16 protein-coding genes are annotated in these 15,234 nt (G+C 71.7%); 5 read left to right on the top strand and 11 right to left on the bottom strand.

The annotated features are described in order from the left end of the window. The first annotated feature begins 49 nt into the window (after positions 1-49). Complete coding sequence (locus tag AB0J55_RS11590; RefSeq protein WP_364246265.1) at positions 50-862, top strand: hypothetical protein; 813 nt, start codon at positions 50-52, stop codon at positions 860-862. A gap of 95 nt (positions 863-957) precedes the next feature. After that, positions 958-1,521 carry a hypothetical protein gene (locus AB0J55_RS11595; RefSeq protein WP_364246268.1) on the top strand — a complete coding sequence of 188 codons (564 nt, stop codon included), beginning with the start codon at positions 958-960 and terminating at the stop codon, positions 1,519-1,521. A 5-nt stretch (positions 1,522-1,526) separates the two neighbouring features. Here the strand turns inward: AB0J55_RS11595 and AB0J55_RS11600 are convergent, their stop codons facing one another. Then, entirely contained in the window at positions 1,527-2,306 is a 780-nt protein-coding gene (locus tag AB0J55_RS11600; RefSeq protein ID WP_364246270.1) for an enoyl-CoA hydratase-related protein, read from the bottom strand. Positions 2,307-2,428: 122 nt separating this feature from the next. Between AB0J55_RS11600 and AB0J55_RS11605 the strand changes: the two genes are divergently transcribed. Further along, on the top strand, positions 2,429-3,214 hold the full coding sequence (locus AB0J55_RS11605) for an alpha/beta fold hydrolase (RefSeq protein WP_364246273.1): 786 nt from the start codon (positions 2,429-2,431) through the stop codon (positions 3,212-3,214). Positions 3,215-3,294: 80 nt separating this feature from the next. On the opposite strand, the gene AB0J55_RS11610 is transcribed toward AB0J55_RS11605, so the two are convergent. After that, positions 3,295-3,732 (bottom strand): MarR family winged helix-turn-helix transcriptional regulator, encoded by a 438-nt coding sequence (locus tag AB0J55_RS11610; protein WP_364246276.1) that lies wholly within the window; start codon positions 3,730-3,732, stop codon positions 3,295-3,297. A 53-nt stretch (positions 3,733-3,785) separates the two neighbouring features. Here AB0J55_RS11610 and AB0J55_RS11615 point away from each other — a divergent pair, with 53 nt between their 5' ends. Continuing rightward, entirely contained in the window at positions 3,786-5,066 is a 1,281-nt protein-coding gene (locus AB0J55_RS11615; protein ID WP_364246279.1) for an amidohydrolase family protein, read from the top strand. Here the strand turns inward: AB0J55_RS11615 and AB0J55_RS11620 are convergent. The 8 genes from AB0J55_RS11620 to ruvC all read right to left on the bottom strand — a co-directional run bounded on the left by AB0J55_RS11620 (position 5,042) and on the right by ruvC (position 14,121). Continuing rightward, on the bottom strand, positions 5,042-7,396 hold the full coding sequence (locus AB0J55_RS11620) for a bifunctional (p)ppGpp synthetase/guanosine-3',5'-bis(diphosphate) 3'-pyrophosphohydrolase (RefSeq protein WP_191317262.1): 2,355 nt from the start codon (positions 7,394-7,396) through the stop codon (positions 5,042-5,044). The genes AB0J55_RS11615 and AB0J55_RS11620 overlap by 25 nt on opposite strands. A 188-nt stretch (positions 7,397-7,584) precedes the next feature. Then, positions 7,585-8,103 (bottom strand): adenine phosphoribosyltransferase, encoded by a 519-nt coding sequence (locus AB0J55_RS11625; protein ID WP_364246282.1) that lies wholly within the window; start codon positions 8,101-8,103, stop codon positions 7,585-7,587. 1 nt (position 8,104) lies between these two features. Further along, positions 8,105-9,322 (bottom strand): protein translocase subunit SecF, encoded by a 1,218-nt coding sequence (gene secF / locus AB0J55_RS11630; RefSeq protein WP_364246285.1) that lies wholly within the window; start codon positions 9,320-9,322, stop codon positions 8,105-8,107. A gap of 1 nt (position 9,323) precedes the next feature. Further along, positions 9,324-11,105 (bottom strand): protein translocase subunit SecD, encoded by a 1,782-nt coding sequence (gene secD / locus AB0J55_RS11635; RefSeq protein ID WP_364246288.1) that lies wholly within the window; start codon positions 11,103-11,105, stop codon positions 9,324-9,326. Positions 11,106-11,323: 218 nt separating this feature from the next. Continuing rightward, complete coding sequence (gene yajC / locus AB0J55_RS11640) at positions 11,324-11,734, bottom strand: preprotein translocase subunit YajC (protein WP_364246290.1); 411 nt, start codon at positions 11,732-11,734, stop codon at positions 11,324-11,326. Positions 11,735-11,870: 136 nt separating this feature from the next. Next, a complete protein-coding gene (gene ruvB / locus AB0J55_RS11645; protein ID WP_364246293.1) occupies positions 11,871-12,938 on the bottom strand; it encodes a Holliday junction branch migration DNA helicase RuvB in 1,068 nt (355 codons plus the stop codon). A gap of 8 nt (positions 12,939-12,946) precedes the next feature. Further along, positions 12,947-13,540 (bottom strand): Holliday junction branch migration protein RuvA, encoded by a 594-nt coding sequence (ruvA, locus tag AB0J55_RS11650; protein WP_364246295.1) that lies wholly within the window; start codon positions 13,538-13,540, stop codon positions 12,947-12,949. Then, the gene (ruvC, locus tag AB0J55_RS11655) at positions 13,537-14,121 is read right to left on the bottom strand and encodes a crossover junction endodeoxyribonuclease RuvC (RefSeq protein ID WP_072478481.1); all 585 of its coding nucleotides are present in this window, start codon (positions 14,119-14,121) and stop codon (positions 13,537-13,539) included. The genes ruvA and ruvC overlap by 4 nt, the downstream gene beginning before the upstream one ends. A gap of 72 nt (positions 14,122-14,193) precedes the next feature. Between ruvC and AB0J55_RS11660 the strand changes: the two genes are divergently transcribed. Then, on the top strand, positions 14,194-14,634 hold the full coding sequence (locus AB0J55_RS11660; RefSeq protein WP_364246298.1) for a cupin domain-containing protein: 441 nt from the start codon (positions 14,194-14,196) through the stop codon (positions 14,632-14,634). On the opposite strand, the gene AB0J55_RS11665 is transcribed toward AB0J55_RS11660, so the two are convergent. Further along, positions 14,631-15,182 carry a DUF4262 domain-containing protein gene (locus AB0J55_RS11665; RefSeq protein ID WP_364246300.1) on the bottom strand — a complete coding sequence of 184 codons (552 nt, stop codon included), beginning with the start codon at positions 15,180-15,182 and terminating at the stop codon, positions 14,631-14,633. The two genes, AB0J55_RS11660 and AB0J55_RS11665, sit on opposite strands and share 4 nt — an antisense overlap. Positions 15,183-15,234: the final 52 nt, after the last annotated feature.

Genomic DNA, 15,234 nt, shown 5'->3' on the forward strand with positions numbered 1-15,234 from the left:
AAGGGCAACACCGGCGACCCGCCGAGGGCCGCCGGGGAGAGGTGCCGACATGGTCGAGAACCGGGTCCCCGCGGTGCGCCGCGCCCTCGGACGGGCCGGCCAGGCGAGCTGCGCCGGCATCCTGTTCGCCGTGCTCGCCGGCGGTCCGGCACTCGCGCAGGCCGACCCTCCGGCGCCGCCGGTGAAGTACTACATCGTGCCGCACGCCGACAACCCGGAGGACATCACGCTGTTCAAGATCGCCGAACGCGCGCTCGGCGACGGGCGGCGCTTCCCGGAGATCTTCCGGCTCAACCAGGGCCGGCTGCGGCCGGACGGCACGCCGTTCACCGACCCCGCCGCGATCGAGCCCGGTCAGGTCCTCCAGCTGCCCCCGGACGCCGTCCAGGAACCGGGGGTGCAGTTCGGCCCGCTGCCGCCGCCCCCGCCGGCCGCCGCCCCCGTGGCGAACCCCGCGCCCGCCGAAGCACCTTCCGGCCTCGGCGTCGGGCTGGCTTCGGCCGTCAGCGGCACCGGCGGCCTGCTGACCGGCCTGCTCGCCGGGCTCTGGTGGCGGCGCCGGCCGCCGCTGCTGCCACCGGCCCCGTTCGAACCGGCGGCGGACGACGAAGACTTCGGCGCCGGTTCGGTCAGCGGAACCCTGCCGCTGCCGATCGTGGTCCCCGAACCGCGGCCGGACGTCGTGCTGCGGCCCGAGCCGGTCACCACCGAGCTGGCCATCATCGTCCTCGACACGGCCGAGAACCAGGTGATCGCCGCGGTCCGGCCGGGCTCGCGGTTCCACTTCCGGATCGGCCCGGAGCCGGAGTTCGCGGACAGCTCCACCGTGCTCGTGGTCGACGGCGAGCGCGACGCACGCTGAATCCGGGGCGTGCGTGCGGGGTCACGGTGCGCTGAACGGATCAACCGGTGCCGGAACACTGGCCAGCGGGCCGCCGGGCCCGCGATAGTCGTCTCATGACCTGGGATCCGTTCGGCACCCTCGGAAAGGCGCTGTGGATCGGCGGCGCCCGGTGGACCGGGAAGTCCACCGTCGCCCGGCTGCTCGCCGAGCGGCACGGCCTGACGACCTACCACCACGACGACCGGGCCCGGCCGGGCAACCCGCTGCCCGACGACCTCCCGGTGGGCGACCAGCTGACCGCGATGATGGCCGAGTTCGGGCACCGCTTCCGCTGCGCCCTCGACGATCTGCGCGCGCTGACGTCGCCGCGGCCGATCGTCGCCGAAGGCCGGGGCCTGCGGCCGGAACTGGTCGCCCCGCTCGTGGATTCGCCCGGCCGCATGGTGGTGCTGGTGCCGACCGAGCTGTTCCGCCAGCACCAGCTCCGGCACCGGCCGGACGAACCGGCGATCCCGGTACAGCGGACCCGGCTGACGCGCGACCGGATGCTCGCCGCCCACGCCGTGCGCGCGGCGCGGGACCTCGGCATCCGCGTGATCGAGATCGACGGGCGGCTCGACCCCGCCGGGGTCACCGACGTCGTGGCCGAGCACTTCCACGCGTACCTGGAGAGCTGAAAGGGTCAGCGGAAGGTGAAGCGCGGCGGGCGCCGCTGCAGGAACGCGGCGACGCCCTCCGCGTAGTCCTCGCCGTGCAGGGCGTCCGAGCGGATCTCCTCGACCTCGGCGTCCGGGGCCTCCTGCCCGGCGACGATCTTTTCGATGATCCGGTTCATCCCGCGGATCGACGCCTGGGAGCGCGAGCACAGCGTCCCGGCGAAGGCGAGCGTCGACGCTTCGAGGTCGTCGGCCGCGAAAACGTCGTTGAGCAGGCCGATTTCGCGGGCGCGGCCGGCGCTGATCAGCTCGCCGGACAGCAGGAAGTACTTGGCGTGCGCCGGGCCGACGAGCGACACGAGCTGGCGCGTGGAGTCGAAGTCGTAGACGATGCCGAGCTTCGCCGGAGTGATGCCGAACCGGGAACCTTCGGCGGCGAACCGGAAGTCGCAGGCGACCGAGACCTGGCAGCCGCCGCCGATGCAGTTGCCCTGGATCATCGCGATCGACGGCTTCCGCATCGCGGTCAGGGCGGCGACGGCGCCGGCGACGGCCTTGTCGTAGCTCGCCGCGCCGTCCGCGGTGGTGCGCAGCTCCCCGAACTCGCTGATGTCGGCGCCCGCCGAGAAGTGCTTCCCGGCGCCGGCGATCACCAGCACCTTCAGCGCGGAGTCGGCCTCCACCTCGGCCACGACGTCCGGGATCGCCGACCACATGCCGTAGGTGATGGCGTTCATCTTTTCCGGCCGGGTCAGCGTCAGGCGGGCGACTTCGCCTTCGCGCGTCAAGGTGAATCCGTCGGTCATGAACCGCACCTTAGTCTCTCGCCCTCAGCGAAACCGGGCGTGTGTGACACGGTCGTGCCGCTAGCTTGGGGCCATGGCGACGATCGAGGTGGACGGGACGGCGTTCGGCTACGACGAAGCGGGTGAGGGGCCCGCGGTCGTGCTGCTGCACGCCGCCATCGGCGACCGCCGGATTGTGGGACGCGCAGTTCACCGAGCTCGCCGCCGGCCACCGGGTGATCCGCTATGACCGCCGCGGTTTCGGCGAAACCGGCGGCGAAACCGGCGAACACGCCCACTACGAGGACCTGCTGGCCCTGCTCGACGCCCGGGGGATCGAGCAGGCCGCGCTGGTCGGGGCGTCGATGGGCGGGGCGTGCGCGCTGGACGCCGCCCTGGCCGCGCCGGAGCGGATCACCCGGCTGGTGCTGCTCGGTTCCGGCCTCACCGGACACGAGTGGCCGGACCACATGCAGGCGGACATCGCGCGGCTGACCGCCGAAATCCTGCCCGCCGGCCGTCTCGACCGCTACCGCGCCCGCGCCGTCGACGTCGACCCGGCGGACGTGCGGGCCATGGCGGAGGCCAACATCCGGTACCTGGTCGCCGGTCCGGGGCGGGACGTTTCCGTGCTGCCGAAGGAAATGCTCGCCCTGGTCCGGGAAATGTGCGAGCAGGTGTACCGGCACGACTGGACGGCTCCACAGTGGACGGAACGGATCCCGGACACCCGGCACCGGCTCGCCGAGATCACCACACCCGCGCTGGTGGTGATCGGGACGGAGGACGCGCGCGGACTGGTCGAACTGTCCACGCACCTGGCGGAATCGTTGCCGCACGCGGAACTCGCCGAACTGGCCGGCACGGGGCACCTGCCGTCGATGGAACGGCCGGCGGAGGTGAACGCCCTGCTGCGGAAGGTCCTCTAGGCGAAGATCCGGTTCATGCTGCCGGCCGGGATCGCCCTCGGCGTCTTGCCCCCGCTCGGCGCGCTGGTCGCCGCCCTCTTCTAGGCCGGGTCGATGCGGTCGACCAGTTCCTCGCTCCACGACCGGATGGCCGCGGCCTGCTCGCCCGTCAGCGCGTCGAGCACCGTCCGGCGGATGTTGGCGCCGTGGGCCCGCGTTGCACTTCCCGCCAGGCGGCGGCCTTCCGTGGTCAGCTCGATCCCGGTGCGCCGGCCACCGGCGCCGTCCTCGGTCCGGGCGACCAGGCCGCGCTTCTCCATCCGCGTCAGCAGGTGCGAGACGCGGCTCTTCTCCCAGCCGAGCGCGTCGGCGAGCTCGCCGACGCGCATCGGGCGCCGCAACGTCACCAGCACGCTGAACTCGGCCTTCGAGATGCCGCAGTCGCGTTGCAGGCCCCGGTCGAGTTCGCGGAGGACCAGGCGCTGCGCGCGCATCCAGGTGTCCCAGAACGCCCAGTCCTCGGGGCTCATCTCCGCCATGCGAACAGTCTAGGCTAGAGTTGACGTATCAACTCTTGGGGAAAGGGACATCCATGAACACGCTCCTTCGCGGCGGCATGGTGGTCAGCATGGATCCGGCGGCCGGGACGCTCCCCCGCGGTGACGTGCTCATCGAGGACGGCCGGATCGCCGCGGTCGGCCCCGATATCGAGGCAGCCGGGGCCGAGGTCGTCGACGCCTCGGGCAAGATCGTCCTGCCCGGATTCGTCGACACCCACCGCCACACCTGGCAGACCGCGTTCCGCGGCCTCGGTGCCGGCTGGACGTTCGGCCAGTACCGCGTCGCCGTGCACGGCACGCTCAAGCCGCACTACCGGCCGGAGGACGTGTACCTGGGCAACCTGCTCGGCCGGCTCGAAGCGCTGAACTCCGGCGTCACGACCATGCTCGACTGGTTCCACTGCGCCGGCCGCCCGGAGAACGCCGACGCCGCGGTCCAGGCGCTGCACGACGCACCGGGACGCTCGATCTTCTGCTACGGCGCCGACGGCCCGGACATCGAGCCGGAGATCCGGCGCGTGCGCAAGCTGCTTCCGGGCGACGACATGGCGCTCGGCCTGCGCGGCCCCGTGATGTCCACAATGGACGATACGGCCGCGGATGTCGCGCTGGCGCGGGAACTCGGGCTGCCGGTGAGCACGCACGTCCACGGCACCGGTGGCTGGCCGCGGGGCGACCGGCCGATCGCGGAGATGTCCGCCCGCGGGCTGCTCGACGACCGCACGACCGTCGTCCACGGCAACGGCCTCTCCGACGACCAGCTGGCGATGCTCGCCGACGCGGGTTCTTCGGTGTCGATCAGCCCGGACGTCGAGCTGAAGATGGGCTTCGAGCCGCTCATCACCGGCCGGGCCTTGGCCGCCGGGCTGCGGCCGTCGCTGTCGGTCGACGACTGCCCGTCGGCGGGCGGCGACCTCTTCGGCGCCATGCGCACGGCCCTGGCCGCCGAGCGCGGTTTGACGGCGCGAACCGTCCTCGAATGCGCCACGGTGAACGGCGCCCGGGCCTGCGGGCGCGACGCGGGCAGTCTCACCCCCGGCAAGGACGCCGATCTGGTGCTGCTCGACGCCGAGGACCTCTCGGTCTTCCCCGTCGGCGACCCGGTGGGCACGATCGTCAGCGCCGGTCACCCCGGCCTGGTCGACAGCGTCTTCGTGGCCGGGAAAGCCGTCAAACGGGACGGCAAGCTCCTCGGCGTGGACCTGCCGGCCCTGCGCGCCCGCCTGTTGGAATCCCGCGACCGGATCGCCGCGGCCGCGGGCGTCGCCGTCGACGGTTCGTGGATCCCTCAGGAAGCGGACGTCACGCGGTAGACGTCGTAGACGCCTTCCACGCCGCGGACCACCTTGAGGACGTGGCCGAGGTGCTTCGGGTCGCCCATCTCGAACGAGAAGCGGCTGACCGCGACCCGGTCCCGGGACGTGGTCACCGAGGCCGACAGGATGTTGACCTTCTCGTCGGCCAGCACCTTGGTCACGTCCGACAGCAGCCGGTGCCGGTCGAGCGCCTCGACCTGGATCGCGACCAGGAACACCGAAGACGCCGAGGGCGCCCACTCGACCTCGACCAGCCGCTCGGGCTGGGACTGCAGGTCGCCGGCGTTCGTGCAGTCGGTGCGATGGACCGAAACACCGCCGCCGCGGGTGACGAACCCGAGGATCTCGTCGCCCGGCACCGGCGTGCAGCAGCGGGCGAGCTTCGCCCAGACGTCGCTGGCGCCCTTGACGACCACGCCGACGTCGTTGGAGCCGCGGCGGCGGGTCACGGTCGACGGTGTCGCGCGCTCGGCGAGCTCCTCCTCCGCCGCGTCGACGCCGCCGATCAGCGCCACGAGACGCTGCACGACGTGCTTCGCGCTCGTGTGGCCCTCGCCGACCGCCGCGTACAGCGACGAGATGTCGGCGTGGCGCAGCTCGGTGGCCACCGCGCCCATGGACTCCGCGGAGACCAGCCGCTGGATCGGCAGGCCGACCTTGCGGATCTCCTTGGTGATGGCCTCCTTGCCGCCCTCGATCGCCTCGTCGCGGCGTTCCTTGGCGAACCACTGCCGGATCTTGGCGCGCGCCTTCGGCGAGCCGGCGAACTGCAGCCAGTCGCGCGACGGGCCGGCGTTCTCCGCCTTCGACGTGAAGATCTCGACGACTTCGCCGTTCTCCAGCTTGCGTTCGAGCGCGACCAGGCGGCCGTTGACGCGGGCGCCGATGCAGCGGTGGCCGACCTCGGTGTGCACGGCGTAGGCGAAGTCCACCGGTGTCGAGTCGACCGGCAGCGTGATGACGTCGCCCTTGGGCGTGAAGACGAAGATCTCGCGCGCGGCCAGCTCGTAGCGCAGGGACTCGAGGAAGTCGCCGGGGTCCGCCGCTTCCCGCTGCCAGTCGAGGAGCTGGCGCATCCACGCCATCTCGTCGACGTCCATCGCGTTGCCGGTGTGCGTGCCCTTGGTTTCCTTGTAGCGCCAGTGCGCGGCGATGCCGTACTCGGCGGTCCGGTGCATCTCGTACGTGCGGATCTGCACCTCGAGGGGCTTGCCGTCCGGGCCGATCACCGTGGTGTGCAGCGACTGGTAGACGCCGAAGCGGGGCTGGGCGATGTAGTCCTTGAACCGGCCGGGCACCGGCTGCCACAACGCGTGCACCACACCCATCGCGGCGTAGCAGTCGCGGACGTCCTCGACCAGGATCCGGACGCCGACCAGGTCGTGGATGTCGTCCAGGTCGCGGCCGCGGACGATCATCTTCTGGTGGATCGAGTAGTAGTGCTTCGGCCGGCCCTCGACCTTCGCGGTGATCCGCGACGAAACGAGGTTGCTGGTCAGGTCCGTGATGACCGAGCGCAGGTAGATGTCGCGCGAGGGTGCGCGGTCGGCGACCAGGCGGACGATCTCGTCGTACTTCTTGGGCTGCAGGATGGCGAACGCGAGGTCCTCCAGCTCCCACTTGACCGTGGCCATGCCGAGCCGGTGGGCCAACGGGGCGAGGACTTCGAGGGTCTCGCGGGCCTTGCGGGCCTGCTTCTCCGGCGGCAGGAAGCGCATGGTGCGCATGTTGTGCAGCCGGTCGGCGAGCTTGATGACCAGCACCCGGGGGTCCTTGGCCATCGCGATGACCATCTTGCGGATGGTCTCGGCCTCGGCGGACGAGCCGAGCTGCACCTTGTCCAGCTTCGTGACGCCGTCGACCAGCTCGGCGACCTTCTCGCCGAAGTCGGCCTTCAGGCTCTCGACGGCGTAGCCGGTGTCCTCGACGGTGTCGTGCAGCAGGGCCGCGACCAGCGTCGTGGTGTCCATGCCCAGCTCGGCGAGGATGGTGGCGACGGCCAGGGGGTGGGTGATGTACGGATCGCCGGACTTGCGCCGCTGGTTGCGGTGCAGTTCTTCGGCGACGTCGTAGGCGCGCTGGAGCAGGCCGAGGTCGGCGTTGGGGTGCAGCTCGCGGTGGATGACGGCCAGGGGTTCGAGGACCTGCTTGACCGGGGCGGCGCGCTGGGCGGTGATCCGCCGGGCGAGGCGCGCCCGGACCCGCCGGGTGGCGGACGGGTTCGGCGCCGCGCCGTTCGGCTTCGGCGGCGCGGGCGACGCCGCCGCCTGCCCGTTCTGCTGGGCGCCCTGCTTCGCGGGCACCGCGGCGTCGAGCTCCTGGCTCACCCGCACCTCCTGCTGCTCGTGCGGCCTTCGGACCACCAGGGTAGCCGTTGCGCCTCGCAGCCCTGTCGGGTGCGCCCGTTCAGGGGGATGTGGACCCCGTCACCAGCCCGTTCTCTGCCGCGGCGGGTCGTGAGTGAGAAACAGTGTTCTAACCCTGTTTCTCACTCACGAGGGCCGCGGCAGGCTCGTCAGCAGGTCTGGAGGGCGTGGATCTTGCGGTCGCCGAGGACCTGCCGGCCGCCGAGGGCGGCCAGTTCCAGGACCACCGACACGCTGTCGACCACCGCGCCCGCGTCTTCCAGGAGCTTGCCGGTGGCCGCGACCGTGCCGCCCGTGGCGAGGACGTCGTCGAGGATCGCGATGCGCCGGCCCGGCTGCACCACGCCGGCCGGGAGCTCCACCGTCGCCGTGCCGTACTCCAGGGCGTAGTCCACCCGGCCCGCCACGGCCGGCAGCTTGCCCGGCTTGCGGATCAGCACCACGCCGAGGCCGCGGGCGTACCCGACGGCCGCGGCGAGGAGGAACCCGCGGGCCTCCACGCCGGCGAGCGCCTCGACCGAAGGATCGAGGGTGCTCGCCAGCGCGTCGATCACCGCTTTGAACGCGCCCGCGTCGGCGAAGAGCGGGCTCAGGTCGCGGAACAGGACGCCGGGCTCGGGGAAGTCCGGCACCTCGGCGATCAGGCCGAGGGCGTCTTCGAGCTGCACGTCAGCGCTTCCGCTTCCCGGCCGGGCGCTGCTTCTGGATCCGGGCGGGGACGCTGGCCGCGGCCGCGTACGCCTTCTCCTTGCGCAGTTCCTTCGCCAGGGCGTCGTCGTCCGAGGCGTCGAAGTCCTCGCCCGCCGCCGCCTTGCGCTCCTGGCCCGCGCGACGCTGGCGGACGCGCTCGGCCTGCTGCTTGTACTTCGGGTCGCGCATCTTGAAGTCGACCAGCAGCGGCGTCGCCAGGGCGACCGACGACAGGACGCCGACGAGGGTACCGGTGAGCTGCACCAGTGCCAGGTCCTGCAGCGTGCCCGAGCCGAGCAGCACGTACCCGACGATCAGCAGGCCGAGGATCGGCAGCAGCGCGATGAACGCCGTGTTGAACGACCGCATCAGGGTCTGGTTCAGCGCGAGGTTCGCCGCTTCGCCGTAGGTCCGGCGGGTCAGGCCGAGCAGGCCGCGCGTGTTCTCGCGGACCTTGTCGAACACCACCACCGTGTCGTACAGCGAGAACCCGAGGATGGTCAGCAGGCCGATCACGGTCGCCGGGGTGACCTCGAAGCCGATCAGCGAGTACACCCCCGCGGTGACCAGGATGTCGTGCAGCAGCGAGATCAACGCCGCCGCGGCCATCCGCAGGTCGAAGTAGATCGCCAGGAAGATGACCACCGCGACGAGGAACACCGCGAGCGCGATCAGGGCCTTCTGCGAGATCTCCCCGCCCCAGGACGCGCTCACCGCGCTGTCGCTGATGGCCTGGACGCTGGGCTGGCCGTTGGTGCCCTTCGGGCCCAGGTCGGTGAACAGGCCCTGCTTCAGCTTGGCGACGTCGGCCGCGTTCAGCGTGTCGGTGCGGATCTGGATGGTCGCCGCGTTGCCGGTGCCGACCTTCTGCGCCTCCGCGGCCGGGTGGCCGAGCGCCTTCTGGAACGACTCCTTGGCCTGCTCCTCGGTGATCACGCCGTGGATGCCGTTGGCCGGCATCTGGATCTGCGTGCCGCCCTCGAACTCGATGCCGAGGTTGAAGCCGCGGAAGATCATCGAGGCCAGGCACACCAGCACCAGCGCCGCGAAGAAGATGTACCAGCGCTTGCGCTTGCCGACGACGTCGAACGCGCCGGTGCCCACGTAGAGCCGGTGGAAGACGCTTTCCTTCTTGCCGGGCTTGGCCGCCACCTTGGCGTTGCCTTCCGCGTCCGTGCCCAGTTCTTCGACCCCCACGTCAGGCCTCCTTCACGTTCGCGCGGCCGACCGAGGTCGACTTCTTACGCTGCGAACCCACTTGCTGCACGGCGCCGAGGCCCAGGTGCCTCGGATTGGACAGGAACGCGTTCTTCGAGGTGGACACCATGGCCACCAGCGGGTGCGTCACCAGGTAGACGACGACCAGGTCGAGGACCGTGGACATACCCAGGGTGAACGCGAAGCCCTGGACGTCGCCGACCGCGATCACGTACAGGATCGCCGCGGCCAGGAAGCTCACCGCGTCCGACGCCAGGATGGTGCGCCGGGCGCGGACCCAGCCGCGCGGCACCGCGGACCGGAACGTCCGGCCCTCCCGGATTTCGTCCTTGAGCCGTTCGAAGTAGATGACGAACGAGTCCGCCGTGATGCCGATGGCGATGATCAGGCCGGCGATGCCCGCGAGGTCGAGGGTGTAGCCGATCCAGCGGCCGAGCAGCACCAGCACCGCGAACACCAGCGCGCCGGACAGGGCCAGCGACAGGATGGTGAGCACGCCGAGCAGCCGGTAGTAGAACAGGCAGTAGACGAACACCACCAGCAGGCCGATGCCGCCGGCGATCAGGCCGGCCTGCAGCGAGGCCAGGCCGAGGGTCGCCGACACCGTGGTCGCGTCCGAAGAGGCGAACGACAGCGGCAGCGAGCCGTACTTGAGGATGTCCGAGAGGTCCTTCGCCTCGGACTGGGTGAACTTGCCGGTGATCTGGGTGTTGCCGTCGAGGATGGCCACCTGGATGTTCGGCGCCGACACGACCTGCGTGTCGAGCACGAACGCCGCCTGCTGGCCGGTGTTCTTCGAGGTGAAGTCCGCCCAGGTCTTGGTGCCCGCGCTCTTGAAGCTGAGGTTCACCACCCACTGGCCGCGCTGCTGGTCGTAGCCCGAGGTCGAGTCGGCGATCTCGGTGCCCGGCAGGAACTCCGGCTCCAGCAGGTACTTGTAGGTGTTGTGGTCACCGCAGGCGACCAGCGGCAGCTTCGGGTCGTCGTTGCCCTCGAGGGCGTCCTTGGCGTTCGGCGCGCAGGTCAGCGACGCCATCGCCTTCGCGACGAGCTCCTGGTTCGGCTGGCCGTCGGCGCCGATCAGCTGCGGGTTCTGGCGGACCGCCTTGGCGGCCTGGATCTGCTGCGCGGTCTGCGCGTCCACCGAGCCGTCCGAGGGGGCCGGCGTCGGCGCGGGCGGCGGCGTGGCGCTGCTGCTCGGCGCGGCCGGCGTGGTGCTCTGCTGCTGCGCGGGCGCGGCAGCAGGGGCGCCACCGCCACCGGACTTCGTGGTGGTCGGGGCGCCGGAGGTCGCCGACGGCGGCGCCGAGGTCTTCGGCGCGCCCGAGGTGGGGGTACCGGTGGCCGGCGGCGGGGTGGTCGTCTGCGGCGGCACCACCGGCTGGGTGGCGTTCGCGACGACCTTCCGGAAGCCGAGCTTCGCGGTCTTGCCCAGGTTCTTCGCCTGGTCGCCCTGCTCGCCGGGGACCGTGATGACGACGTTGTTGCCGTCGAGGAGGACCTCGGTGCCGCTGACGCCGATCCCGTTGACGCGCCGCTCGATGATCTGGCGCGCCTGGTTCAGGGACTCCCGCGTCGGCTGGCCGCCGTCGGGGGTGCGGGCGGTGAGCGTGACCCGGGTGCCGCCCTGCAGGTCGATGCCCAGCTTCGGGGTCGGCTTGTGGTTGCCGGTGAGGAACACCAGCGCGTACAAGACGATCACGATCAGGGCGAACAGGGCGAGATAGCGTCCCGGGCGGAGATGCCCGGCTGAAGCTGCCACGGTGCTTCGGTCTCCTCGGACGGGGTGGACCCCAAAGTTGCGGTGCCCGCCCGGAGGGTTACCGGGAGGGACTGTGTGCGATTCACTCCCGGGCACGGGTATGACGGCGGACACGCACGCAGCACCGAGACACTACTCGGTGCTGCGTGAGCCCGGCGTGCGAGGCCGTACCGACTTTCGTCGGGATTCGGCGTCCCGGCCCAGGAGTGCCGCGGAAGTTACTTCTTGCCGTGCTCCAGCGGCGGCGCCACCTGGGCGGTGGTCTGCGGCTCGTCGGTCTTGACGGCAGCGGACGACTCGATGACGGCCGGCTCCTCGGCGGGGGTCTCCACGACCTCGTCGGCGGAGTCCTCCTCGGTCTCGACGACCGGCTCGACCTTCTCGCGGACGGCGAGCCGCAGCCAGGTGGTGACGACGCCGGGGGCGATCTCGATGTCGATCGTGGTGTCACCGGAGGTGTCCGCGACGGTGCCGTAGAGACCCGAGGTGGTCATCACGCGGTCACCGGGCGCCAGGCTGTTCTGCAGGTCCTGCTGCGCGGCCTGCTGCTTCTTCTGCTTCCGCGTGCTCATCACCAGCGGCACGGCTAGGACGAGCACGAGCAGCAGGGGCAGCAATAGCTGTTGCATGATTCTCCGTTCGACGGACACCGGGCCCAGCCGAAATGTCCGGTTTTTGGGTATGTGCTCCTGTCAAGTGTGCCAGGTACCAGCGCGGACGCCAGCACCCACCCGCCGGTCCGGGCCCGCCCGCTCCCGTTCGAACTCAGTCCTGTTCGAACAGCGACGGCCCGCCCTGGTCCGGGCGCCCCGGGAGGTCCGCGGGCGGCACCATGCCGAGGTGTTCCCACGCGGTCGCGGTCGCGACGCGGCCACGCGGGGTGCGGGCGAGCATACCGGCGCGCACCAGGTAGGGCTCGCACACCTCTTCCACGGTGGTCGCCTCCTCCCCCACGGCCACCGCCAGCGTCGAGATGCCCACCGGCCCGCCACCGAACGACCTGGTCAGGGCGGTGAGCACGGCCCGGTCGAGCCGGTCGAGCCCGAGTTCGTCGACGTCGTAGACGGCCAGCGCGGCGCGGGCGACCTCGCGGGTCACCTTGCCGTCGGCGCGCACCTCGGCGTAGTCGCGGACGCGCCGCAGCAGCCGGTTCGCGATCCGGGGCGTGCCCCGCGAGCGGCCGGCGATCTCGGCGCAGCCGTCGCGGTCGATCGGGATGTCGAGGATGGTCGCCGCGCGGCGCACGACCAGCTCCAGCTCGGCGTCGGTGTAGAACTCCATCTGGCCGGTGAAGCCGAACCGGTCGCGCAGCGGGCCGGTCAGCGAGCCGGACCGGGTGGTCGCGCCGACCAGCGTGAACGGCGCGATCTCCAGCGGGATGCTGGTGGCGCCCGGGCCCTTGCCGACGACGACGTCGACCCGGAAGTCCTCCATCGCCAGGTACAGCATCTCCTCGGCGGGGCGGGCGATCCGGTGGATCTCGTCGATGAACAGGACGTCGCCGGGGGCGAGGTTGGACAGCATCGCCGCGAGGTCGCCGGCGCGTTCCAGGGCCGGGCCCGAGGTGATCCGGATGGCCGCGCCGAGCTCGGCGGCGACGATCATCGCCATCGACGTCTTGCCCAGCCCGGGCGGCCCGGACAGCAGGACGTGGTCGGGCGGCACGCCGCGGCGGCGCGCGCTTTCCAGGACCAGTTCCAGCTGCTCGCGCACGCGGGGCTGGCCGACGAACTCGTCGAGCTTGCGGGGCCGCAGGGTGCCCTCGACGTTCTCTTCGCCGGTCTGGGCCCACGCCGAGAGGGCTTCTTCTTCCTCCACGGCTTCATACTCCACGGCGCGGCCTACCGCTTCCGGCCGAGGGTGGCCAGGGCGGCCCGCAGCACACTCGCCGTCGTGTGGCCGTCGCCGTCCGCGAGCACCTTGTCCACGGCCTGCTCGGCCTGCTTGGCCGGGAAGCCGAGCCCGGCCAGCGCCTCGACGACCTCCGAGCGCAGCGCACCGGGCGCAGTGACCGCGGGCGCGTCGCCCGAGCCGAGCGCGGTGACCTTGTCGCGCAGTTCCAGGGTCAGCCGTTCGGCGCCCTTGCGGCCGATGCCGGGCACCGAGGTGAGCACGGTGATGTTGCCTTCGACCAGCGCGGCCCGCAGCTTGTCGGGGTCCAGCACGGCGAGGGTGGCCAGCGCCAGCCGCGGCCCGATGCCGGACACCGTCTGCAGCAGCCCGAACAGCTCGCGCGCGTCGGCGTCGGCGAAGCCGAACAACGTCAGGGAGTCCTCGCGCACGACCAGCGCGGTGTGCAGGCGGGTCTCTTCGCCGCGGCGCAGGGTCGCCAGCGTCGCCGGGGTGGCCTGCACGGCGAAGCCGACCCCGCCGACCTCGACCACCACGTGGTCGAGCCCGACCGACAGGACTTCTCCGCGTACCGACGAGATCATCGTGCTGCTCCTGGGTTCTTGGCTTGTTTCGCGGCCGCGGCGAGGCGGGCCTTGTGCGTGCGGGCCATCTCGGCCGCGCGGGCTTCGGCCTCGGCGAGCCGGGCCCGCATCGGCTCCCGCCAGAGGTGGCAGATGGCCAGCGCGAGGGCGTCCGCGGCGTCGGCGGGCTTCGGCGCGACTTCGAGGTTGAGCAGGCGCATCACCATGGCCGTGACCTGGGCTTTGTCCGCCCGGCCCGACCCGCTGACGGCGGCCTTGACCTCGCTCGGGGTGTGGAACACGACGGGCAGCCCGCGCCGCGCGGCGGCGAGCGCGACCACGCCACCGGCCTGCGCGGTGCCCATCGCGGTCCGGACGTTGTGCTGGGCGAAGACCCGCTCGACCGCGACGGCGGCCGGCTTGTACTTGTCCATCCACCGCTCGACCTCGTCGGAGATGCCGAGCAGGCGGTGCGCCAGGTCGGCGTCCGCCGGCGTCCGCACGACGTCGACGGCGACGCAGCGGACGGCCCGGCCCTTGCCGCCGTCGACCACGCCGAGACCGCACCTGGTCAGACCGGGGTCGACCCCGAGCACCCGCACCGCATTCCTCCCACCGCGAACATCAGTTCGAGCCTGCAGGCTACTGGGCGCGTCTGCGGCAGGATGGAGGACATGCCGCAGCCCGCCGATTTCGTCACCCACCTGGGTCTCCAGCCGCTCCCGGTCGAAGGCGGGCAGTGGGCGCAGAGCTGGCGCTCGGCCGACGGCTCGGCGATCTACTACCTGCTCGTCGCGCCCGAACGCTCCGCGCCGCACCGCCTCGACCGGGTCGAGGTGTACGCACACCACGCGGGCGCGCCGGCGCAGATGCTGCTGCTGCACCCGGACGGCTCGGTGGAGCGGCCGGTGCTGGGGACCGACGTCGCCGCCGGGGAACGCCCGCAGGTCGTGGTGCCTGCCGGCACATGGCAGGCCACCGTCACGCGCGGGGCGTGGAGCCTGCTGGGGACGGTCGTCGTGCCGCCGTACACCGACGACTGCGTCGAATTCGCGGCCGCCGCGGACTTGGCGCTGCGGTATCCGGAAGCGGCCGCCGACCTGCGGAAGTTCTAGGGACCGTCGACGCCGGGGGTCCAGCTTTCGGGGTCGCCGCTCTCGGTCAGCACCGGCTGCCAGCGCGCGAAGCCCTCGGGCGCGTCCGGGTGCCACGGGAACTTACCCTCGGGCGTGGCGACGATCAGCTGCAGGGCCGGGAAGTCGCCGTCGGGGTAGATGAGGAACGCCGTGCCGAAGTACTCGGGGTAGTGCCCCTTGTTGACCCGCTCGAGGACGACCGGGACGCCTTCGAAGAAGTCGTCGTAGCGCTTGCCGACCTCGAAGATCTCGCCGTTGGCGGCGCGGTCGACGTAGGCGTCGAGCAGGACCGGCCCCATCTGCTCGGGCAGCCCGACCACGACGGCCTCCGGCACGTTGTGCAGCGCCCAGGCGCAGGCGGTGAAGCAGTAGCCCGCGCCCTCCTCGTCACCGGCGACGTTGATGACGGCGTTGCCGCGTTCCTTCGCCTGCCCCTCGATCCATTCGATGAGGCGCAGTTCTTCCGCGGACAGCTCGGCGGTGATGTCGGCGGCAGCGGCGGGGGTCGTCGAGGTCACGGCGCACATTCTGCCTGACTCCCCCGCCGGAGCCCAGTGCCCGGGCCGGAAAGTTTCCGGC

This window comes from Amycolatopsis sp. NPDC049688, assembly GCF_040674975.1.
In the GTDB taxonomy this organism is placed as follows: Bacteria; Actinomycetota; Actinomycetes; order Mycobacteriales; family Pseudonocardiaceae; genus Amycolatopsis.